Source organism: Streptomyces sp. SDT5-1 (assembly GCF_052245995.1).
In the GTDB taxonomy this organism is placed as follows: domain Bacteria; phylum Actinomycetota; class Actinomycetes; order Streptomycetales; family Streptomycetaceae; genus Streptomyces.
Genome location: NZ_CM125963.1, coordinates 2105494 through 2127937, shown reverse-complemented (window position 1 = coordinate 2127937; position 22444 = coordinate 2105494). Strand labels below are relative to the sequence as shown.

17 protein-coding genes and 1 pseudogene are annotated in these 22444 nt (G+C 69.5%); 14 read left to right on the top strand and 4 right to left on the bottom strand.

The annotated features are described in order from the left end of the window. Positions 1-253 precede the first annotated feature (253 nt). The 4 genes from metH to ACTWJ8_RS09940 all read left to right on the top strand — a co-directional run bounded on the left by metH (position 254) and on the right by ACTWJ8_RS09940 (position 8173). Positions 254-3763: a methionine synthase gene (metH, locus tag ACTWJ8_RS09955; protein ID WP_443263611.1), complete on the top strand. Its 3510-nt coding sequence runs from the start codon at positions 254-256 to the stop codon at positions 3761-3763. Positions 3764-3862: 99 nt separating this feature from the next. Further along, complete coding sequence (locus ACTWJ8_RS09950) at positions 3863-4558, top strand: HAD family hydrolase (RefSeq protein ID WP_356387472.1); 696 nt, start codon at positions 3863-3865, stop codon at positions 4556-4558. Between the two features lie 359 nt (positions 4559-4917). Further along, positions 4918-6525 (top strand): ABC transporter substrate-binding protein, encoded by a 1608-nt coding sequence (locus ACTWJ8_RS09945; RefSeq protein WP_356387469.1) that lies wholly within the window; start codon positions 4918-4920, stop codon positions 6523-6525. 97 nt (positions 6526-6622) lie between these two features. Next, positions 6623-8173, top strand: coding sequence for an ABC transporter substrate-binding protein (locus tag ACTWJ8_RS09940; protein ID WP_443264851.1), 1551 nt, complete (start codon positions 6623-6625; stop codon positions 8171-8173). 188 nt (positions 8174-8361) lie between these two features. Here ACTWJ8_RS09940 and ACTWJ8_RS09935 read toward each other — a convergent pair whose 3' ends face one another. Both ACTWJ8_RS09935 and ACTWJ8_RS09930 read right to left on the bottom strand, forming a co-directional pair. After that, complete coding sequence (locus tag ACTWJ8_RS09935; protein WP_266721484.1) at positions 8362-9033, bottom strand: response regulator; 672 nt, start codon at positions 9031-9033, stop codon at positions 8362-8364. 41 nt (positions 9034-9074) lie between these two features. Then, positions 9075-9968 (bottom strand): RecB family exonuclease, encoded by an 894-nt coding sequence (locus ACTWJ8_RS09930; RefSeq protein ID WP_356387463.1) that lies wholly within the window; start codon positions 9966-9968, stop codon positions 9075-9077. 180 nt (positions 9969-10148) lie between these two features. Between ACTWJ8_RS09930 and ACTWJ8_RS09925 the strand changes: the two genes are divergently transcribed. The 3 genes from ACTWJ8_RS09925 to ACTWJ8_RS09915 all read left to right on the top strand — a co-directional run bounded on the left by ACTWJ8_RS09925 (position 10149) and on the right by ACTWJ8_RS09915 (position 13448). Next, positions 10149-11687 carry a site-2 protease family protein gene (locus ACTWJ8_RS09925; protein ID WP_356387460.1) on the top strand — a complete coding sequence of 513 codons (1539 nt, stop codon included), beginning with the start codon at positions 10149-10151 and terminating at the stop codon, positions 11685-11687. Between the two features lie 58 nt (positions 11688-11745). Further along, positions 11746-12651, top strand: coding sequence for a tRNA (adenine-N1)-methyltransferase (locus ACTWJ8_RS09920; protein WP_356387457.1), 906 nt, complete (start codon positions 11746-11748; stop codon positions 12649-12651). A gap of 221 nt (positions 12652-12872) precedes the next feature. Then, positions 12873-13448, top strand: a complete 576-nt coding sequence (locus ACTWJ8_RS09915; protein ID WP_356387454.1) for a hypothetical protein — start codon at positions 12873-12875, stop codon at positions 13446-13448. Positions 13449-13523: 75 nt separating this feature from the next. On the opposite strand, the gene ACTWJ8_RS09910 is transcribed toward ACTWJ8_RS09915, so the two are convergent. Then, positions 13524-13838, bottom strand: coding sequence for a ferredoxin (locus ACTWJ8_RS09910; RefSeq protein ID WP_356387452.1), 315 nt, complete (start codon positions 13836-13838; stop codon positions 13524-13526). A 264-nt stretch (positions 13839-14102) separates the two neighbouring features. Here ACTWJ8_RS09910 and arc point away from each other — a divergent pair, with 264 nt between their 5' ends. The 6 genes and pseudogenes from arc (at position 14103) to prcA (ending at position 19968) form a co-directional block, all read left to right on the top strand. Further along, positions 14103-15869 carry a proteasome ATPase gene (arc, locus tag ACTWJ8_RS09905; RefSeq protein ID WP_356387449.1) on the top strand — a complete coding sequence of 589 codons (1767 nt, stop codon included), beginning with the start codon at positions 14103-14105 and terminating at the stop codon, positions 15867-15869. Positions 15870-16093: 224 nt separating this feature from the next. Next, positions 16094-17605, top strand: coding sequence for a depupylase/deamidase Dop (dop, locus tag ACTWJ8_RS09900; protein ID WP_356387446.1), 1512 nt, complete (start codon positions 16094-16096; stop codon positions 17603-17605). Positions 17606-17806: 201 nt separating this feature from the next. Then, complete coding sequence (locus tag ACTWJ8_RS09895) at positions 17807-18025, top strand: ubiquitin-like protein Pup (RefSeq protein WP_356387443.1); 219 nt, start codon at positions 17807-17809, stop codon at positions 18023-18025. A 49-nt stretch (positions 18026-18074) separates the two neighbouring features. Continuing rightward, positions 18075-18308, top strand: a pseudogene (locus ACTWJ8_RS09890) (endonuclease domain-containing protein); the annotation flags it as partial. Next, positions 18260-19105 carry a proteasome subunit beta gene (gene prcB, locus ACTWJ8_RS09885; protein WP_356387440.1) on the top strand — a complete coding sequence of 282 codons (846 nt, stop codon included), beginning with the start codon at positions 18260-18262 and terminating at the stop codon, positions 19103-19105. The pseudogene ACTWJ8_RS09890 and the gene prcB, both read left to right, overlap by 49 nt. 62 nt (positions 19106-19167) lie before the next feature. After that, entirely contained in the window at positions 19168-19968 is an 801-nt protein-coding gene (gene prcA / locus ACTWJ8_RS09880) for a proteasome subunit alpha (protein WP_356387437.1), read from the top strand. A 55-nt stretch (positions 19969-20023) separates the two neighbouring features. On the opposite strand, the gene ACTWJ8_RS09875 is transcribed toward prcA, so the two are convergent. Beyond that, entirely contained in the window at positions 20024-21064 is a 1041-nt protein-coding gene (locus ACTWJ8_RS09875; protein ID WP_443263610.1) for a LacI family DNA-binding transcriptional regulator, read from the bottom strand. 120 nt (positions 21065-21184) lie between these two features. Between ACTWJ8_RS09875 and ACTWJ8_RS09870 the strand changes: the two genes are divergently transcribed. After that, the gene (locus ACTWJ8_RS09870) at positions 21185-22444 is read left to right on the top strand and encodes an MFS transporter (RefSeq protein WP_443263609.1); all 1260 of its coding nucleotides are present in this window, start codon (positions 21185-21187) and stop codon (positions 22442-22444) included.

The window sequence follows — 22444 nt, the reverse complement described above, 5'->3', positions numbered from 1 at the left end:
CTCGCGACAGGTCGCAGGCTGGAGTTGCCATGCAACGTTCGGCAATGCTGAACAGTATCGGTCGTTGCCGACCTCCTGCGAGCGCGGCGTGCGCCAATATTTCCATCGCACGCTTTCGGCCACGACACGCACACGCCGTTCCGGACCGTGGACGCCCTCACGACGGGACCATCGTCCCGGCTACCCTGACCGGGTGCGCCTCCGGGAGTGGAGCCGCAAAGCCGACAGCCGTCGCACCTCTGGGAGAACTTTCATGGCCTCGTTGCCGACGCCCGCCACCGATTCCCGCGCCCGCGTGGACGCCCTCCGAGAAGCCCTCGCCACCCGTGTCGTGGTGGCCGACGGGGCGATGGGCACCATGCTGCAGGCGCAGGACCCGACCCTCGAGGACTTCGAGAACCTCGAGGGCTGCAACGAGATCCTCAACCTCACCCGCCCCGACATCGTGCGCTCCGTGCACGAGGAGTACTACGCCGTCGGTGTGGACTGCGTCGAGACCAACACCTTCGGCGCCAACCACACGGCGGCCAGCGAGTACGACATCGCCCACCGGATCCACGAGCTGTCCGAATCCGGCGCCCGCATCGCCCGCGAGGTCGCCGACGAGTTCGCAGCCAAGGACGGTCGGCAGCGCTGGGTGCTCGGCTCCATCGGCCCCGGCACCAAGCTGCCCTCGCTCGGCCACATCGACTACGCCACGATCCGCGACGGCTACCAGCAGAACGCCGAGGGTCTGCTCGCGGGCGGCGCCGACGCGCTGATCGTCGAGACCACGCAGGACCTGCTCCAGACCAAGTCCAGCCTCATCGGCGCCCGCCGCGCCATGGACGCGCTCGGCGTCAGCGTGCCGCTCATCTGCTCGCTCGCCTTCGAGACCACCGGCGTGATGCTGCTCGGCTCCGAGATCGGCGCCGCGCTCACCGCCCTCGAACCGCTCGGCATCGACCTGATCGGCCTGAACTGCTCCACGGGTCCCGCCGAGATGAGCGAGCACCTGCGCTACCTCGCCCGGCACTCCAAGACGCCGCTGATGTGCATGCCGAACGCCGGCCTGCCCGTCCTCACCAAGGACGGCGCGCACTTCCCGCTGACGCCTCCGGAGATGGCCGACGCCCACGAGACCTTCGTGCGCGACTTCGGTCTCCAGCTCATCGGCGGCTGCTGCGGTTCGACTCCCGAGCACCTCCGCCAGGTCGTCGAGCGCGTCCGTGGCACCGAGCCCACCCCGCGCACCCCGCAGCCCGAGCCGGGTGCCGCCTCGCTGTACCAGACCGTGCCGTTCCGGCAGGACACCGCGTACCTGGCGATCGGCGAGCGGACGAACGCCAACGGGTCGAAGAAGTTCCGCGAGGCCATGCTGGAGGCCCGCTGGGACGACTGCGTGGAGATGGCCCGCGACCAGATCCGCGAGGGCGCGCACATGCTCGACCTGTGCGTCGACTACGTGGGCCGCGACGGCGTCGCCGACATGCAGGAGCTGGCCGGGCGCTTCGCCACCGCCTCCACGCTGCCGATCGTCCTGGACTCGACCGAGGTCGACGTCATCCAGGCGGGCCTGGAGAAGCTCGGCGGCCGCGCCGTGATCAACTCCGTGAACTACGAGGACGGGGACGGCCCCGAGTCCCGTTTCGCGAAGGTCACCAAGCTCGCCCAGGAGCACGGCGCCGCGCTGATCGCGCTGACCATCGACGAGGAGGGCCAGGCCCGCACCCCCGAGCACAAGGTCGCCATCGCCGAACGGCTCATCGACGACCTCACCGGCAACTGGGGCATCAACGAGTCGGACATCCTCATCGACTGCCTCACGTTCACGATCTGCACCGGCCAGGAGGAGTCCCGCAAGGACGGCATCGCCACCATCGAGGCGATCCGCGAGCTCAAGCGCCGCCACCCGGACGTCCAGACGACGCTCGGCCTGTCCAACATCTCGTTCGGCCTCAACCCGGCCGCCCGCATCGTCCTGAACTCGGTGTTCCTCGACGAGTGCGTGAAGGCCGGGCTCGACTCGGCGATCGTGCACGCCTCGAAGATCCTGCCGATCGCCCGGTTCGACGAGGAGCAGGTCAAGGCCGCCCTCGACCTGATCTACGACCGGCGCTCCGAGGGCTACGACCCGCTCCAGAAGCTGATGGAGCTGTTCGAGGGCGCCACCGCCAAGTCCCTCAAGGCCGGCAAGGCCGAGGAGCTGGCCGCGCTCCCGCTGGAGGAGCGCCTCCAGCGGCGCATCATCGACGGCGAGAAGAACGGCCTGGAGGCCGACCTCGACGAGGCGCTGCGGGACCGGCCCGCCCTCGACATCGTCAACGACACCCTCCTGGAGGGCATGAAGGTCGTCGGCGAACTGTTCGGATCCGGCCAGATGCAGCTGCCGTTCGTGCTCCAGTCCGCCGAGGTCATGAAGAACGCGGTCGCCTACCTCGAACCGCACATGGAGAAGTCCGACGCCGAGGGCAAGGGCACCATCGTCCTCGCCACCGTGCGCGGCGACGTCCACGACATCGGCAAGAACCTCGTCGACATCATCCTGTCCAACAACGGCTACAACGTGGTCAACCTGGGCATCAAGCAGCCCGTCTCCGCGATCCTGGAGGCGGCCGAGGAGCACAAGGCCGACGTGATCGGCATGTCCGGGCTCCTCGTGAAGTCGACCGTGATCATGAAGGAGAACCTGGAGGAGCTCAACCAGCGCAAGCTGGCCGCCGAGTTCCCGGTGATCCTCGGCGGCGCCGCGCTCACCCGCGCGTACGTCGAGCAGGACCTGCACGAGATCTACGAGGGCGAAGTCCGCTACGCCCGCGACGCGTTCGAGGGCCTGCGCCTCATGGACGCGCTCATCGCCGTCAAGCGCGGCGTGCCCGGCGCGACGCTTCCCGAGCTGAAGCAGCGCCGCGTGCCCAAGCGCGACGTGGTGATCGAGGAGCAGCCCGACGAGGGGCCCGTGCGCTCCGACGTCGCCGTCGACAACCCGGTCCCCGAGCCGCCGTTCTGGGGCACCCGCGTCATCAAGGGCATCCAGCTCAAGGAGTACGCCTCCTGGCTCGACGAGGGCGCCCTGTTCAAGGGCCAGTGGGGCCTGCGCCAGGCCCGTACCGGCGACGGGCCGACGTACGAGGAGCTGGTGGAGACCGACGGCCGGCCGCGGCTTCGCGGCTGGCTCGACAAGCTGCACACGGAGAACATGCTGGAAGCGGCCGTCGTGCACGGCTACTTCCCGTGCGTGTCCAAGGGCGACGACCTGATCATCCTGGACGACGCGGGCAACGAGCGGACCCGGTTCACGTTCCCCCGCCAGCGCCGGGGCCGCCGCCTGTGCCTCGCCGACTTCTTCCGCCCGGAGGAGTCCGGCGAGACCGACGTCGTCGGCCTCCAGGTCGTCACCGTCGGCTCGCGGATCGGCGAGGAGACGGCGAAGCTGTTCGCGTCCGACTCCTACCGCGACTACCTCGAACTGCACGGCCTGTCCGTGCAGTTGGCGGAGGCGCTCGCCGAGTACTGGCACGCCCGCGTCCGCTCCGAGCTGGGCTTCGCGGGCGAGGACCCGGCCGAGATGGAGGACATGTTCGCCCTGAAGTACCGGGGCGCCCGCTTCTCCCTCGGCTACGGCGCCTGCCCGAACCTGGAGGACCGCGCGAAGATCGCCGACCTGCTGGAGCCGGAGCGGATCGGCGTGCAGCTCAGCGAGGAGTTCCAGCTGCACCCCGAGCAGTCCACCGACGCGATCGTCATCCATCACCCCGAGGCGAAGTACTTCAACGCGCGGTAATTCCGAACAGTCGTACACTGGTCGGTCCAGCGCAGGCCGGTTGCCCCTTGTGTTCGAAAAGGGGCGACCGGCCTCTTCGTCCCTCATGGAGGTGTACGGATGACCAGTACGGTCCCCGCACTCGGTACCCGAACGGCCGAAGGCTCCACCCTTCAGGCCGTGCTCCTCGACATGGACGGAACACTCGTCGACACCGAGGGATTCTGGTGGGATGCCGAGGTGGCCGTCTTCGCCGAACTCGGCCACACCCTCGACGACTCCTGGCGGCATGTCGTCGTCGGCGGCCCCATGACCCGCAGCGCCGGCTTCCTCATCGAGGCCACCGGCGCCGACATCACCGTGCCCGAGCTGACCGTCCTCCTCAACGAGGGCTTCGAGAAGCGCATCAGCCGCTCCCTGCCGCTGATGCCGGGCGCCGCGAGACTCCTCGCCGAGCTGGCCGCGCACGATGTGCCCGCGGCCCTCGTCTCGGCCTCCCACCGGCGCATCATCGACCGCGTCCTGCACTCGCTCGGAGCCGACAACTTCCGGCTCACCGTCGCGGGTGACGAGGTCTCACGCACCAAGCCGCACCCCGACCCGTACCTCCTCGCCGCCTCCGGCCTCGGCGCCGAGCCCGCCCGCTGCGCCGTCATCGAGGACACCGCCACCGGCGTCACCTCGGCGGAGGCGGCCGGCTGCCACGTCGTCGCGGTGCCGTCCGTCGCCCCGATCGACCCCGCGCCCCGGCGCACCGTCGTCCGCTCCCTCGAACACGTCAACGTGCCTTTCCTCCAGGGCCTCATGACGCCGTGAAGCCTTGCCGAGTGGCCGAATCGGCTCCTACAACCACCGTGTCCGAGGTGTGACCTTTCCCACTTGCATGAGGGTCGACAGGTGCCCGAGTGCGTGCTGGTTGACCGCTTTACGTGCCCGGGGGAGTGCCCTTGTGTCCCGATTGGGCACCCCCTGCGCCGAACCTTCCTCCTGAGGTGTTTTCGGTGCGTCCACGCCTGATTCCACAGCGTGATGGGCGCCCCGCTCCCGCGCCCGCGAACCGTGACGGCACGCCCATTAATGTCGTCGCGAGAACATCGCCGTACCCTCCCGTCGCCCAGGCGTCCCACCCCTCACGCCGGAACCGACGGGTTCAACAGCTCTGGAGAATTTCGAGCATGAACCGCAAGACTTTGGTGCTGCCGGCCGTCATCGGTCTGCTGGCCCCCGTGCTCGCCGCGTGCGGCGGGTCCGACAGCGGCGACGCGGGCGGCGACGCGATCAAGGTCGGCACCACGGACCGGTTCATCGCCTCCGGCAAGGTGCCCGCGCCCTTCGACCCCGCGTACGCCTACGACACCGGGTCCTGGAACGTGCTGCGCCAGACCGTGCAGACGCTCATGGCGATGCCGCGCAGCGGCAGCGGCGACCCCGTGCCGGAGGCCGCGGAGAGCTGCATCTTCTCCGACAGCGGCAGTGAGCGCTACGCCTGCAAGCTCCGCAAGGGCCTGAAGTTCTCCGACGGCAAGCCCGTCACCGCGGCCGACGTGAAGTACTCCATCGACCGCGTCCGCAACATCAAGAGCGACAGCGGCTCGTACGGCCTGCTCTCCTCGATCGACACCATCGAGACGCAGGGCGACCGCGAGGTGATCTTCCACCTCAAGTCCCCGGACGCCACCTTCCCGTACAAGCTGGCCACGCCCTCCGCGGGCATCGTCGAGCCCTCCAAGTACCCGAAGAACAAGCTCCGCAACGGCTTCGAGGTGAGCGGCTCCGGCCCGTACACGCTCAAGGCGCAGGTCAAGAACGACGCCGTCGTCAAGACCGTCTTCACCAAGAACCCGCACTACAAGGGTCAGTTGAAGCCGAAGAACGACAAGGTCGAACTGGACTCCTTCACCAGCTCCGACGCCATGGGCGAGGCGCTGGAGAAGGGCAAGATCGACATGATGTCGCGCTCCATGTCGCCCGAGCAGATCAAGAAGTACTCCGACGACGCGCCGAAGAACGTCAACCTGGTCGAGATGCCGGGCATGGAGATCCGCTACCTCGGCTTCAACACCCGCGCGACCACCGTCGAGGACAAGGCCGTCCGGCAGGCCATGGCGCAGCTCGTCGACCGCGGCGAGATCGCCTCCAAGGTCTACGGCACCGCCGCGGAGCCGCTGTACTCCCTCGTCCCCAGCGGCATCACGGGCCACCAGAACTCGTTCTTCAACAAGTACGGCAACCCCAGCACCTCCAAGGCGCGCTCGATCCTCCAGCAGGCGAACATCAGCACTCCGGTGAAGCTGACCCTGCACTACACGAGCGACCACTACGGTCCGGCGACGAAGAAGGAGTTCGAGCTCCTCCAGAAGCAGCTGAACGCCAGCGGGCTCTTCCACGTCGACATCAAGGGCGACGTCTGGGACACCTACCGCGACGCCCAGCTCAAGGGGAAGTACGACGTCTACGGCCTCGGCTGGTTCCCCGACTTCCCGGACGCCGACAACTTCCTCGCGCCGTTCCTCGACAAGGACAACTTCCTGTCGTCCCCGTACGTCAACGGTCGGATCCGCAGTGACCTGATCCCGGCCGAGCGCCGCGAGGCCGACCGGCTCACCGCCTCCAAGAGCATCCAGCAGATCCAGAACATCGTCGCCGACGACGTGCCGGTCCTCCCGCTGTGGCAGGGCAAGCAGTACGTCGCCGCGCGCGACGACATCACCGGGGTGGAGTGGGCGCTGTCCGCCTCCTCCGTCCTCCAGCTGTGGGAGCTGGGCCGCGGCGTCAGCGGCTGAGCCCACCCGGGGCCGGTCCACTCGCGGGCCGGTCCCAGCCCGTCCGCTCGAACGACGACAAGGCACGTACGTGAGAAAGCGCAACAAGTGGCTGGCCATGCCCCTCGGCGCGGGACTCGCCGCGGCACTCCTGACCGGCTGTGGCTCTGATGAGAGCAACTCCGCCGACGGCGGCAACGCCGTCGTCATGGGAATGTCCGACGACATCCAGGCCACCGACCCGGCCTCCGGCTACGACCCCGGCTCGTGGCTGCTGTTCAACAACGTCTTCCAGTCGCTGCTCAGCTTCCCCAACGGGGGCACCGAACCCCAGCCGGAAGCCGCCAAGGAGTGCCACTTCAGCGACAGCGCCACCAAGGTCTACCGGTGCACGCTCCGGTCGGGACTGGAGTTCAGCAACGGGCACGCGCTCACGTCGAAGGACGTCAAGTTCTCCTTCGACCGGATGATGAAGATCAACGACGAGGCCGGCCCGGCGATCATGTTCCCGATGCTGGACAAGGTCGAGACCCCGGACGCCAAGACCGTCGTCTTCCGGCTGAAGTCCGCCGACGCGACCTTCCCCAGCAAGATAGCCTCGGGCGCCGGATCGATCGTCGACCACACCGCGTACCCCGCCGACAAGCTCCGCACGGACGGCAAGGCCGTCGGCTCGGGCCCGTACAAGCTCGACTCCTTCGGAAAGAAGCAGGCCGACTTCTCGGTCAACGCGAAGTACCAGGGCACCGCCAAGGTCAAGAACCACGGCGTCACCATGAAGTTCTTCCACGGCGACCAGGCGGGCCTCAAGAAGTCCCTGCTCGGCGGGAAGCTCGACCTCGCCTACCGCGGTCTCGCCGCCAAGGACGTCGCCGACATCCAGAAGTCCGGCACCAAGGACATGGACGTCATCGAGGGCACCAGCGCCGAGGTCCAGCACCTCGTCTTCAACATGGACGACCCGGTCGCGGGCAAGATCGGCGTCCGCAAGGCGATGGCCTACCTGATCGACCGCGACGCCCTCATCGACGACGTGTACGACCAGACCGCCACGTCGCTGTACTCGATCATTCCGGCGGGCATCACCGGCCACAACACCGCCTTCTTCGACAAGTACGGCGCCCGCCCCTCCAAGAGCAGGGCGGCGGCCGCGCTGCGCGCCGACGGCATCAGCACGCCGGTCAAGCTCACGCTCTGGTCCACGCCCGCGCGCTACGGTCCCGCCACCGACGCCGAGCTGAAGACCATCGCCAAGCAGCTCAACGCCAGCGGCCTCTTCGACGCCGACGTGAAGTCCGTGGAGTTCGCCCAGTACGAGCGGGACATCAAGTCCGGCAAGTACGGCGTCTACGTCAAGGGCTGGGTGCCGGACTACCCGGACCCGGACAACTTCACCCAGCCGTTCTTCGGCAAGGGCAACGTCCTCGACAACCGCTACGACAACCGGACGCTCAGCGACAAGATCATCCCGGAGACCGGCGCCCAGAGCGACCGCTCCGCGACGACGCCGCGCTACGAGCAGCTCCAGAACATCGTCGCCGACGAGCTGCCGATCCTGCCGGTCTGGCAGGCCAAGCAGTACGCGGTCGCCAAGTCCGACGTCTACGGCCTGGAGAACTGCCTCGACGCGTCGACGGTCTTCCGCTTCTGGGAAATCAGCAAGGGCTGACCCCCGACGTCAAACCGCCCCGGCCCGTGTGGGGCCGGGGCGGTTTGCTGTGGCCCTGGAGGGGGCTGCGGCCTCCCGGACGGCGACGAGGCGACAGGACCGGAGGCGCGCCGGGACGGTTTCCCGGGGAGTTTCCGCCTGCGGCGCGTTGCCTTGCCAGGCGCCGACGGGGCGGCAGGCGTGCCGGGTTACTGGGCGCCGGGGCGGACCAGGCCGCTCTCGTACGCGTAGACCGCCGCCTGCACCCGGTCGCGCAGGCCGAGCTTGGTCAGGACGTGGCCGACATGCGTCTTCACGGTCGTCTCGCTCACGAACAGATCCGCGGCGATCTCGGCGTTCGACAGGCCGCGCGCGACCAGCTTCAGGACCTCCACCTCGCGCTCCGTCAGCGTGTGCAGCGTGTCCGGGACCGGCTCGTCCCCCGACGGCAGGTGGTCCGCGTACTTGTCGAGCAGGCGGCGCGTGATGCTCGGCGCGAGCATCGCCTCGCCCGCCGCCACCACCCGGATCGCCTGCACCAGCTCGCCCGCCGGCGCGTCCTTCAGCAGGAAGCCGCTCGCGCCGGCCTTCAGCGCCTCCACCACGTACTCGTCGAGATCGAACGTGGTCAGCACCAGGACCTTCGCCGGACCGTCCTTGCCGGGACCCGAGATCTGCCGGGTCGCCTCCACGCCGTCCATCCGCGGCATCCGGATGTCCATCAGGACCACGTCGGGCTGGAGGGCACGGACCTGGTCGAGGGCCTGAAGACCGTCCCCGGCCTCACCGACCACCGCGATGTCCTGCTCGGCCTCGAGAATCATGCGGAAGCCCGTACGGAGCAGCGGCTGGTCGTCGACCAGTAGGACGCGGATGGCCACGAAAATCTCCTTCGATAGACCGGGCGGCCCATTCTGCCCTGCTATGCCTGCGCGGCGTCCCGCGCCCCGGCCGCCGGTGCCACCGACACCTGGAGCGGATACGGCGGGGGAGTGCCACCGAACTCGGGGCACACCGCCTGGTGGTCGCACCACCCGCACAGCTTCGTCGGTCTCGGCCGCCAGTCCCCGGTCTCCGTGGCCTGCTGGATCGCCTCCCACAGCGCGTGCAGCTTCCGCTCCACCCGCTCCAGGTCCGCGACCACCGGGTCGTACGTCACCACGTCACCGCTGCCGAGATACACCAGCTGAAGACGGCGCGGCACGACGCCCTTCAGGCGCCACACCACCAGCGCGTAGAACTTCATCTGGAACAGCGCGCCCTCCGCGTACTCGGGGCGGGGCGCCTTGCCCGTCTTGTAGTCGACGATGCGGACCTCGCCGGTCGGCGCCACGTCCACCCGGTCGATGATCCCGCGCAGCTTCAGTCCCGAATCCAGCTCGGCCTCGACGAACAGCTCCCGCTCGACGGGCTCGAGCCGCGTCGGATCCTCCAGCGTGAACCACCGCTCCACGAGCCGCTCGACGTCGCCGAGCCAGCGCGTCATCCGCTCGCCCGCGGCCGCCTCGTCGTCCTCCGCGAACAGCTCCGCGAGCTCGGGCCGCGACTCCCGCAGCCGCTCCCACTGCCCGGGGATCAGGGACGCGGCGCGCGGCGCGGTCCGCTCCGCCGCGGGCGCGTCGAACAGGCGCTCAAGGACGGCATGGACCAGCGTGCCCCGGGTCGCCGCCTCGCTCGGCTTCTCCGGCAGCTTGTCGATCACCCGGAACCGGTACAGCAGCGGGCACTGCATGAAATCGCTCGCGCGCGACGGCGAGAGCGACCGCGGCGGCGCTGCGGCGGCCGGAGCGGGCTCCTTCTCGGTGCTGGTCTCCATGCCGTAAGACGATACGGGTCCGCACTGACAGTCAGGCATCTGCACGAGGGCCCGCGTCTTGCGTAGCGTGGCGCGGGGGAGTCGACGGGGGCCCGTCGACACTGTCCGCATACCATCGACGCCAGAACGTCCCGCCGGGCGGCGGGAGACGCTTCGAAACGAGGGGACCGAGGGATCACCGTGGACGAGAGCGGGCAGCCGCAGTCCGGCACCGGCGAGGCGACGCCGCCCCGGCCGGCGGCCGCGGTCGAGCCGGACGCGACCGAATCCCGCGAGACCAGTGAGGCCCGGGAGCCGACCGAACGGGAGACGCCCCGAGCGGCCGAGGACCCGAAGGACCGCCCCACGGCGGAACCCGACAGCGCCACGGGAGGCGCGACCGACAGCGCCGCGGGAGGCGGTGCGGGCAGCACCCCGAGCGCCACCGACGAGCCGTCCGACACCCCACCCGCCCCTGCCCCGCTCGACGACGCGCCCCCCTCCCACCCCCACGACCTCCACCCCGAGCGGGCCGTCGCCTCGTCCGGGAAGCGGAAGGGCGTCACCAAGGGGCCCACCAAGCGGCCCGAGCCGCGGGGCGGGCTGCTCATGGGACGGCCGTTCGGCGTGCCCGTGTACGTCGCCCCCAGCTGGTTCCTCGTCGCCGCGCTCATCACGTGGGTGTTCGGCGGCCAGCTCGACCGCGTGCTGCCCGAGCTCGGCGCCGCCCGCTACCTCGTCTCCCTCTTCTTCGCGGTCGCCTTCTACGCCTCCGTGCTCGTCCACGAACTCGCCCACACCGTCGCCGCGCTCCGCTTCAAGCTGCCGGTGCGCCGCATCCAGCTCCAGTTCTTCGGCGGCGTCTCCGAGATCGAGAAGGAGTCCGAGACCCCCGGCCGCGAGTTCGTGCTCGCCTTCGTGGGCCCGCTGCTGTCCCTCGTCCTCGCCGGCGTCTTCTACGCCGCGGGCAAGGCCGTCGAGCCCGGCTCCGTCCCCGGCGTCCTCCTCGCGGGCCTGATGATCTCCAACCTGATCGTCGCCGCGTTCAACCTCCTGCCGGGCCTTCCCCTCGACGGCGGCCGCATGCTCCGCGCCGTCGTCTGGAAGATCACCGGCAGGCCCATGAGCGGCACCGTCGCCGCCGCCTGGGTCGGCCGCGCCCTCGCCATCAGCGTCCTCATCGGCCTGCCCCTGCTCACGCAGACCGGCGCCCTCGGCGAGGGCGCCGAACAGTCCGGCGGCATGGACACCCTGATGGACGCGCTGCTCGCCGCGATCCTCGCCGCGATCATCTGGACCGGCGCTGGCAACAGCCTGCGCATGGCCCGCCTGCGCGAACACCTCCCGGACCTGCGTGCCCGCGCCCTCACCCGGCGCGCCGTCCCCGTCGAGCCCGAGACCCCGCTCTCCGAGGCCCTCCGCCGCGCGAACGAGGCCGGGGCCCGCGCCCTCGTCGTCGTCGACCCGGACGGCGACCCGCACTCCCTCGTGCGCGAGGCCGCCATCGTCGGCGTCCCCGAGCACCGCCGCCCCTGGGTCCCCGTCAGCGGACTCGCCCAGGAGCTGACCGACGGCATGCGGGTCTCCGCCGAGCTCGCCGGCGAGGAACTCCTCGACACCCTGCGCGCCACCCCCGCCACCGAGTACCTGGTCGTCGAGGAGAACGGCGCCATCTACGGCGTCCTGTCCGCCGCCGACGTCGAGCGCGCCTTCGTCAAGGCCATGGCCCGCCCCTCGTAGCAGCCCTGGAGGCCGCACTGTGGTCGGCGGCCCGCGCGCGGCCCGGTAGTCTGTTCACATGTCCGAACCGACCGGTGCCGCCCGCAGGCGCGGGCCCTTCAAGGTCGGGGACCAGGTTCAGCTGACCGACCCCAAGGGCCGCCACTACACGTTCACGCTCGAAGAGGGAAAGAACTTCCACACCCACAAGGGTTCCTTCCCGCACGACGAGCTGATCGGCGCACCCGAGGGCAGCGTTGTCCGCACCACCGGAAACGTCGCCTACCTCGCGCTGCGCCCCCTGCTCCCCGACTACGTCCTGTCCATGCCCCGCGGCGCCGCCGTGGTCTACCCCAAGGACGCGGGGCAGATCCTCGCCTTCGCCGACATCTTCCCCGGCGCCCGCGTCGTGGAAGCGGGCGTGGGCTCAGGCTCGCTCAGCAGCTTCCTGCTGCGCGCCATCGGCGACCACGGCATGCTGCACTCCTACGAGCGCCGCGAGGACTTCGCCGAGATCGCCAAGGGCAACGTCGAGCGCTACTTCGGCGGCCCCCACCCCGCGTGGGAGCTGACCGTCGGCGACCTCCAGGACAACCTGGTCGACACCGACGTCGACCGCGTCATCCTCGACATGCTCGCCCCCTGGGAGTGCCTCGACGTCGTCAAGAAGGCGCTCGTCCCCGGCGGCATCCTGTGCTGCTACGTGGCCACCACCACGCAGCTCGCCCGCACGGTCGAGTCCATCCGCGAGATCGGCTGCTTCAACGAGCCGACCTCCTGGGAGTCGATGATCCGCAACTGGCACGTGGAGGGCCTCGCCGTCCGCCCCGACCACCGGATGATCGGCCACACCGGCTTCCTCCTCACCGCCCGCCGCCTCGCGGACGGCGTCGAGCCGCCCATGCGCCGCCGCCGCCCCGCCAAGGGCGCCTACGGCGAGGACTACGACGGCCCGAACGCCGACGGGGGCAACCGGGGCCGCTGAGCCACCGCCACCCGTACCACCGCACAACGTGAAAGCGCCGCCGTCGAGTTCCCCCGCACCAGCGGGAACTCGGCGGCGGCGCCCGTACGTTGGCGAAGCGGCAGCACCAGGACCGGACATCACCGCAGAAAAGAACGGACCCCGCCGTTCCCGCGCACTGTGACGTATGGCACGATGCTGGCCACCCCCACCGGCACAGCCCTTCACAGGAGACGCTCCTCGTGCAGCAACCCGCCGTCCCGGAACTGGCGCACACCACCACCCGCCCCATCCACTGGCTGGCCACCGCGGCCGCCCTCGCCGCCGTCGTCGCGGCCTCCGGCTTCCTCCAGCCCGACGCCGCCACCGCGGCCCAGTCCGACGGCAAGGCGCCCGCGCACAAGCCCGCGGCCGTCGCCCCGCCCGATCCCTCCGCCGTCCGCTTCCCGCTCGACTGCGGGCCCGTCAAGACCAAGGTCGTCCAGAAGGCCACCGGCGACCTCGACGGCGACGGACGCCCCGAGACGGTCGCCGTGGTGCGCTGCGACGCCGGCGTGGGCACGCCGCCCAGCGGCATCTACGTCGTGACCCAGCCCGCCGGTGCCAAGCCCCGCGTGGTGGCCACCCTCGTCACCCCGAAGGACGACTACTCCGCGACCGCGCTCGCGATACAGGACGGCTCGGTCCTCGCCGACCTCGACGGCTACTCCTCGCCCTCGGTGCCGCGCTACCGCCCCGACGTCCACGAGAAGGCCAAGTGGCAGTGGAAGGACGGGGCGTTCGTCCGCTCCACGCCCTCCGAGGCCCGCGCCGCCTGACACCACGTACAACGGGCCCTGTCCGCCGGAAACCGGCGGACAGGGCCCGTTCGCACACGATTCGCTACCGCGCGTTCACTCCGCGTCCGGCCCGTGCACCTCGACCTTGTCCGAAACGCGCCGCACATGGATGCAGTCCCCAGGACATTCCTTCGCCGAGGCCACCACATCGGTGAGAAGCGGAAGCGGCACGGGCGTTGACGCGCCCACGTCCTGCAACAGCTCGTCGTCCGCGCTCTTCACATACGCGAGACCGTCGATGTCCAGCTCGAAGACCTCCGGAGCGTACTGCGCGCAGATACCGTCCCCGGTGCACAGATCCTGGTCGATCCACACCTCCAGCGGAACGCTGCTGTCGGTATCGGATCCGGCCTCTTGCCGCACGGTCATGTCTCCTGCCGTTTCCTGCGTCGCGGCCCCCGAAAACCTCCTTCAGAGGAGCAAGTCCGGCCAAGCCTGACGGGTGTTGAACAGTTCGACCCTACAACCGGCCGCTTTCCGATGTTGTTGGGTGGGTATTCCCCTGGCGTGAGGGAGAGCGCAAGGGTGAAGATCGGACACACCCCCACCGTCTTTTTGATCTAGGGGTTTCAATCGACACCCGCCCAGGTAGGGTCTGGAAGCGTCCAGCTCCCCTTGGAGGAGGTGAGGACCGTGGCAGCCCACGACGACGACATCAACCGCGGCATCCGCCCGGGACGAGGGTCCGACGACCCGGCCGGGCAGGTTGCCTATCTCGAGCAGGAAATCGCCGTCCTGCGGCGCAAGCTCGCCGACTCTCCGCGTCACACGAGGATTCTCGAAGAGCGGATCGTCGAGCTGCAGACCAACCTGGCCGGCGTGTCCGCCCAGAACGAGCGGCTCGCCAACACGCTCCGTGAGGCCCGCGACCAAATCGTGGCCCTCAAGGAAGAAGTCGACCGGCTCGCACAACCACCGGCAGGCTTCGGAGTCTTCCTCTCGGCGAACGAGGACGGCACCGCCGACATCTTCACCGGCGGCCGCAAACTCCGCGTGAACGTGAGCCCAAGCGTCGAGCTCGAAGAGCTCCGGCGCGGCCAGGAACTCATGCTCAATGAAGCGCTCAACGTGGTCGAGGCCATGGAGTTCGAGAGCGTCGGTGACATCGTCACCCTCAAGGAGATCCTCGAGGACGGCGATCGAGCCCTCGTGGTCGGGCACACCGACGAGGAACGGGTGGTACGGCTCGCCGAGCCGCTGCTGGACGTCACCATCCGCCCCGGCGACGCCCTCCTGCTCGAACCCCGATCCGGCTACGTTTACGAAGTCGTACCAAAGAGTGAAGTAGAGGAACTGGTCCTCGAAGAGGTCCCGGACATCGGCTACGACCAGATCGGCGGCCTGGGCAACCAGATCGAACTGATCCGCGACGCGGTCGAGCTGCCCTACCTCTACCCGGACCTCTACCGGGAGCACGAACTGCGGCCGCCGAAGGGCGTCCTCCTGTACGGGCCCCCCGGATGCGGCAAGACACTGATCGCCAAGGCAGTGGCCAATTCCCTCGCCAAGAAGGTCGCGGAAGTGACCGGACAGGCGCAGGGCAAGAGCTACTTCCTCAACATCAAGGGTCCCGAGCTTCTCAACAAGTACGTCGGTGAGACCGAGCGGCAGATCCGCCTCGTCTTCCAGCGCGCCCGTGAGAAGGCCAGCGAGGGCACTCCCGTCATCGTCTTCTTCGACGAGATGGAGTCGCTGTTCAGGACCCGTGGCTCGGGCGTCAGCTCGGACGTGGAGAACACCATCGTCCCGCAGCTGCTGGCCGAGATCGACGGTGTGGAGGGCCTCCAGAACGTGGTCGTGATCGGTGCCTCGAACCGCGAGGACATGATCGACCCGGCCATTCTGCGCCCCGGACGACTCGACGTGAAGATCAAGATCGAGCGCCCGGACGCCGAGGCCGCCAAGGACATCTTCGGCAAGTACCTCACCGAACGTCTCCCGCTGCACCTCGACGACCTCGACGAGCACAGCAACGACAAGGCGGCCACCGTCCACGCCATGATCCAGACGGCCGTGGAGCAGATGTACGCCGAATCCGAGGAAAACCGCTTCCTCGAGGTGACGTACGCCAATGGCGACAAGGAAGTCCTGTACTTCAAGGACTTCAACTCCGGCGCAATGATCGAGAACATCGTCGGCCGCGCCAAGAAGATGGCCATCAAGGCCTTCCTCGACCAGAACCAGAAGGGGCTCAGGGTCTCCCACCTCCTCCAGGCTTGCATCGACGAGTTCAAGGAGAACGAGGACCTGCCCAACACCACCAACCCCGACGACTGGGCCCGAATCTCCGGCAAGAAGGGCGAGCGGATCGTCTACATCCGCACGCTCGTCACCGGAAAGCAGGGCGCGGACACCGGACGCTCCATCGACACGGTGGCGAACACCGGTCAGTACCTGTAAAAGACAGGGTGGCTGCGGGTGCCCGAACCGGGTACCCGCAGCCGACTGTTTTGCGGAGCGAATTCAATGAGGCAAATGATCTCCCCACCAGCGCAAAGGCGTTCTAGGCTCTTCCATGCCGCCGGGTCGCGCAGTGCGGGGACGGGCACCGCACGCGCACCGGAGAACCAGCGGTACTTGAGCGACGCCCCCGACCGAGGGCGCTGCCGGGCAAGGAGGGCCGCATGACCGTACGGCGAGTAATGGGCATCGAGACGGAGTACGGGATCTCCGTCCCCGGCCACCCCAACGCCAATGCCATGCTCACCTCGTCCCAGATCGTCAATGCCTACGCCGCGGCGATGCACCGGGCCCGCAGGGCCCGCTGGGACTTCGAGGAAGAGAACCCGCTGCGCGACGCGCGAGGCTTCGACCTCGCGCGCGAGGCCGCCGACTCCAGCCAGCTCACCGACGAGGACATCGGCCTGGCCAACGTGATCCTCACCAACGGGGCGCGGCTCTACGTCGACCACGCGCACCCCGAGTACAGCGCGCCGGAGGTCACCAACCCGCGCGACGCCGTGCTCTGGGACAAGGCCGGCGAGCGCATCATGGCCGAGGCCGCGGAGCGGGCGGCCCAGCTGCCCGGCGCCCAGCCCATCCACCTCTACAAGAACAACACCGACAACAAGGGCGCCTCCTACGGGACGCACGAGAACTACCTGATGAAGCGGGAGACCCCGTTCTCGGACATCGTGCGCCACCTGACGCCGTTCTTCGTCTCGCGCCAGGTCGTGACGGGGGCGGGCCGCGTCGGCATCGGCCAGGACGGCCACGAGCACGGCTTCCAGCTGAGCCAGCGCGCGGACTACTTCGAGGTCGAGGTGGGCCTCGAGACCACGCTCAAGCGGCCCATCATCAACACCCGCGACGAGCCGCACGCGGACGCCGAGAAGTACCGGCGGCTGCACGTCATCATCGGCGACGCCAACCTTTCCGAGATCTCGACGTACCTCAAGCTCGGCACCACGTCACTCGTTCTGTCCATGATCGAGGACGGATTCATCGCGGTCGACCTGGCCGTGGACCAGCCGGTCCGCACCCTCCACCAGGTCTCCCACGACCCGTCCCTCCAGCACCTGATCACGCTCCGTAGCGGCCGGACACTCACCGCGGTGCAGCTCCAGATGGAGTACTACGAGCTCGCCAGGAAGTACGTGGAGGAGCGCTTCGGGGCCGACGCGGACGACCAGACCAAGGACGTCCTGGCCCGCTGGGAGGACGTGCTCGGCCGCCTGGAGTCCGATCCGATGAGCCTGTCGGGCGAGCTCGACTGGGTCGCCAAGCGCTCTCTCATGGAGGGCTACAGGCGCCGGGACAACCTCGAGTGGGACGCGGCCAAACTGCACCTCCTCGACCTCCAGTACGCCGACGTACGGGCCGAGAAGGGCCTCTACAACCGTCTGGAGGCCCGCGGAAAGATGAAGCGGCTGCTGGACGAGACCGAGGTCGAGAACGCCCGTACGAAGCCGCCGGAGGACACCAGGGCGTACTTCCGCGGGCGCTGCCTGGAGCAGTACGCGGACGACGTCGCGGCGGCCTCCTGGGACTCGGTCATCTTCGATCTGCCGGGCCGGGACTCGCTCCAGCGGGTCCCCACCCTGGAGCCACTGCGCGGCACGCGGAACCACGTGAAGGAGCTCCTGGACCGCTGCCGCACGGCCGAGGACCTGGTCCGGGTGCTGTCGGGGCAGTGACCGCGGGCCGATCCACCGCTGATCAATCACCGATCCGCGGCTGAAAAGTCGGCGGCAGGGGAATCACAGAGGTGGGCCCCGCACGTTGGACGAAGTGCGGGGCCGATGTCAGAGCCGACGCGTAGGGTTCTGATCACGAACGACCTGAGCGAACCACGTCGTCCCCGGCGTGGATGTCGAACCGAGCGGGGTGAGCTGGACATGGCAACCAAGGACACCGGCGGCGGACAGCAGAAGGCGACGCGCTCCACCGAGGAGGTCGAGGAGCAGTCGGTCGACGAGCAGTCGACCGAGGACCTCAAGGAGCGCCAGGAGAAGCTGAGCGACGACGTCGACTCCGTCCTGGACGAGATCGACGACGTGCTGGAGGAGAACGCGGAGGACTTCGTGCGGTCCTTCGTTCAAAAGGGTGGAGAGTAGTCCACGTACGTGAACGGCGGCGGGTGTGCCGTCCTCACGCCACTCGGGTGATCGCGACGGGCGCAGGGCCTCGCAGGTCCTGCGCCCACGCGCACCGAAACCACATGTGGATCATTGCCACGAGACGGGTAGGGTCCGTGGCGTACTGTGCTTCAACTGCAATTCGGCCACCGGCGAGTTGGGATCCGATCCCGGCACCGTCCGTCGGGCCACCGCCTACTTGGAAGGAAACGCGTGGAAGCCAACCCTCGTAGCACCGGGCGTCTACCGGCCGCCTTCCTGACGCCTGGATCGTCGTCGTTCATGGACTTCCTGTCCGAGCACCAGCCCGAAATCCTGCCGGGCAACCGGCAGTTGCCGCCGACGCAGGGCGTCATCGAGGCCCCGCACGGCACGACCATCGTCGCGACCACGTTCCCCGGCGGCGTGGTGCTCGCCGGTGACCGCCGCGCCACGATGGGCAATGTGATCGCGCAGCGCGACATCGAGAAGGTCTTCCCGGCCGACGAGTACTCGGCCGTCGGCATCGCCGGCACCGCCGGTCTGGCCGTCGAGATGGTGAAGCTCTTCCAGCTGGAGCTGGAGCACTTCGAGAAGGTCGAGGGCGCCCAGCTGTCGCTGGAGGGCAAGGCGAACAGGCTGTCGACCATGATTCGGTCGAACCTCGGCATGGCCATGCAGGGCCTCGCCGTGGTGCCGCTGTTCGCCGGGTACGACGTGGATCGTGAGAAGGGGCGGATCTTCTCCTACGACGTCACGGGCGGCCGCAGCGAGGAGCACGGCTTCGCCGCCACCGGCTCCGGTTCGGTGTTTGCGCGTGGGGCGATGAAGAAGCTCTACCGCGAGGACCTGACGGAGGAGCAGGCGACGACGCTGGTCGTGCAGGCGCTGTACGACGCGGCCGATGACGACTCGGCGACGGGCGGCCCCGACATGGCGCGGCGGATCTTCCCGATCGTCACGGTGATCACGGAGGACGGCTTCCGGCGTCTCTCGGACGACGAGTCGTCGGCGATCGCCCAGTCGATCCTGGAGCGGCGTCTTCAGGAGCCGGACGGCCCGCGGGCCGCTCTGCTCTAGCCGACCGCCTGTTTCTTGGTTGCCTACTCATCGAGCCACTGACAGAAAGGGACGGATAACAGGTGTCGACGCCGTTCTATGTCTCACCCCAGCAGGCGATGGCCGACCGCGCGGAGTACGCGCGCAAGGGCATCGCCCGCGGTCGCAGCCTGGTTGTGCTGCAGTACGCCGACGGCATCGTGTTCGTCGGCGAGAACCCGTCCCGTGCTCTGCACAAGTTCAGCGAGATCTATGACCGGATCGGCTTCGCGGCCGCCGGCAAGTACAACGAGTACGAGAACCTCAGGATCGGCGGCGTGCGCTACGCGGACCTGCGTGGATACACGTACGACCGCGACGATGTGACGGCGCGTGGCCTGGCGAACGTGTACGCGCAGACGCTGGGCACGATCTTCTCGAGCGCGGGGGAGAAGCCGTACGAGGTGGAGCTGGTGGTCGCCGAGGTCGGCCAGTCGGCCGAGGGCGACCAGATCTACCGGCTGCCGCACGACGGCTCGATCGTGGACGAGCACGGCTCGGTCGCGGTCGGTGGCAACGCGGAGCAGATCAGCAGCTATCTGGACCAGCGGCACCAGGACGGCATGACGCTGTCGGAGGCGCTGAAGCTCGCTGTGACGGCGTTGTCCCGCGACACGAACGGCGGCGAGCGGGAGATCCCCGCGGAGCGCCTCGAGGTGGCGGTCCTGGACCGCACGCGTCCGCAGCAGCGGAAGTTCAAGCGGATCGTGGGCCGGCAGCTGTCGAACCTCCTCACGGCCGAGGGGGCTGCCGCGACCACGGAGGCGGAGTCGGAGGCGGTCTCCGACGACGAGGGTCCGTCCTCTTCGGGCTCCTCCGGTTCCTCGGAGTCCTCGGAGGACTAGTTCGGTTCGTGCGTGTGCCCCGGCCGGGTGGTGTTCCGGCCGGGGCACAGGTGTGTCAGGGGCGGGGCGCGGCAGGGCCGGTGGAGCCGCGGACGATCAACCGGACGGGGAGCGGGGCCGTTTCGGCGGCACGCCCGTCGAGCACCGCGAGCAGGGCGCGCATGCCGTGGGCGCCGAACTCCTCGGCCGGGAGCCGGACGGTGGTGAGCTCGGGGTCGATCGCGGTGGCGAGCGACAGGTCGTCGAAGCCGGTCACGGACAGGTCGTCGGGGACCCGCAGGCCCATGCGGCGGGCGGCCTTGCAGGCGCCGGCGGCCAGCTTGTCGTCGTCGCAGATGACGGCGGTGGGCTCGACGAGGCCCGATGTGCGCAGGGCGCGTTCGGTGGTGGCGCGGGCGTCCTCGACGGTCAGGGCGGAGCGGACGGTCCGCACGGTGGTGCCCGGCGAATCGGCGGTGCGGGCGGCGAGTTCGCGGGCGCGGACGTCGAACGTCCAGGAGTCGACGGCGGACGCAAGGTGCAGGAAGTGCTGGTGGCCGTGCGCGCGGAGGTGGTCGACGAGCTGCCGGATGCCGTCGGCCAGGTCCAGGTTCACGGTCGTGGCGCCGGGGCTGCCCGCGGGGTCGCTGTCGAGCATGACGAGCGGCAGGTCGTCGCCGCCGCGCAGATCGGTGAGCGCGTCGGCGGCCATGGAGGAGGCGAGGACGCCGTCGAGGGCGGCGCGCGCGTTGGGGAAGGGGTCCCGGGCCGGGCCGATCCCGTCGGGTGACGGGTAGAGGACGACCCCGAAGTCGTGCTCGGCGGCGACGCGGGCCGCCCCGGTGTAGACCCCCGCGAAGAACTCGTTGGTGAGGGCGGGGACGACGAGGAGGGCGGTGCGGGTGCGGCCGGTGCGGAGATTGCGGGCGGCGAGGTTGGGCCGGTAGCCGAGCCCCTCGGCCGCCGCGCGCACGCGCTCGGCGGTGGCCTCGGAGACGCGGCCGCGCCATTTGCCGCCCATGACGAGGGAGACGGCGGCCTGCGAGACGCCTGCCGCGCGGGCGACGTCCCTGCTGGTGGGGCGCGCGGTCGTGGCGCCGTCCTGACCGCTGGTCACAGGTGCCTCCGTGGGTGTCGTTCAGAGGTGGTCGACGTTATCGGGCTGGTTCCGCGTGCGGGCACGTGGTACGTATAACGCCAAGACGTTATACGTAAAACCTCACAGCGGGGGCGGGCGATGGCCGCGGGCTATGCGGAGATTCTCAGGGCGCGGCACGCGATGCGGCTGCTGACGGGGACGCTGGTGGGGCGGCTGCCCAACGCCACGGCGCCGATCGCGGTCGTGCTGTTCATCCGGGCGGAGGGCGGCACGTACAGCCTGGCGGGCGCGCTCGCGGCGGTGTACGGGGTGGCGAACGCCATCGGGCAGCCGGTGCTCGGGCGGCTCGTCGACCTGCGCGGCCAGCCGAAGGTGCAGCTGCCCGCCGCGGTCCTGTCCGGGCTCGCGATGACGGTCTTCGCGTTCGTGGGCACGGACGTGCTCCCGGTGTCGTACGCGGCGATGGCCCTGGCGGGACTCTTCACGCCGCCGCTGGAGGGCGGCCTGCGCGCGCTGTGGCCGAGCGTGCTGCCGCGCGAGGAGCAGGTGCACACGGCGTACGCGATGGACGCGATCGCGCAGGAAGTCATGTTCACGGTCGGACCGTTGCTGGTGACCCTGTGCGTGTCGCTGTGGTCGCCGCAGGCCGCGCTGGTCGTCCTGAACGTGATCGGGGTCCTGGGCGCCCTGTCGGTGGTGGTGTCGAAGCCTTCGCGGGAATGGCGTTCGGCTCCGCGCGAGGCGCACTGGCTGGGCGCCCTGCGCTCGCCGGGCCTCCTGGTGCTGCTCGCCGCCTTCCTGTTCATCGGGATCGCCCTTGGCTCCATCACCGTGGCCGCGATGTCGTACGCGGAGGGGCGCGGCGGCGACGTCGTGTACGGCTGGCTGATGGCGGCCATCGGACTCGGCGCGCTGGTCGGCGGCGGCGTCTACGGCGCGCGGCAGTGGAGTGGTGTGCCGGAGGCGCGACTTCGGTGGCTCGTGGCTCTTCTGACGGTGCTCTACGTGCCGTTGACGCTGATGCCGGGACCCGTGGCGATGGTGGCGCTCACCGCGGTGGCGGGCGTGTTCCTGGCGCCGTCGATCGCGTGCGCCTTCATCGTGGTGGACCGGCACGCACCGCGCGGCACGGTCACGGAGGCGTTCTCCTGGCTCGTGACGACGTTCATGGTGGGCTCCAGCGTCGGAACGGCCGTGGCGGGCCCCGTCGTCGAATGGGGCGGCACCCGGTGGGGCTTCGCCGTGCCGGCGGTCAGCGGAGCGGTCGCGCTGGTCGTGCTGCTGACGACGGGTCGGGTCCTCGCGGAGCCGCGCACGTCCGGGCGTGTCGCACGCTCGTCGGAAAATGATCCAAACCGTGCCGTCGAACCCCGTTTCAGCTCGGGGGATCGGGCGTAA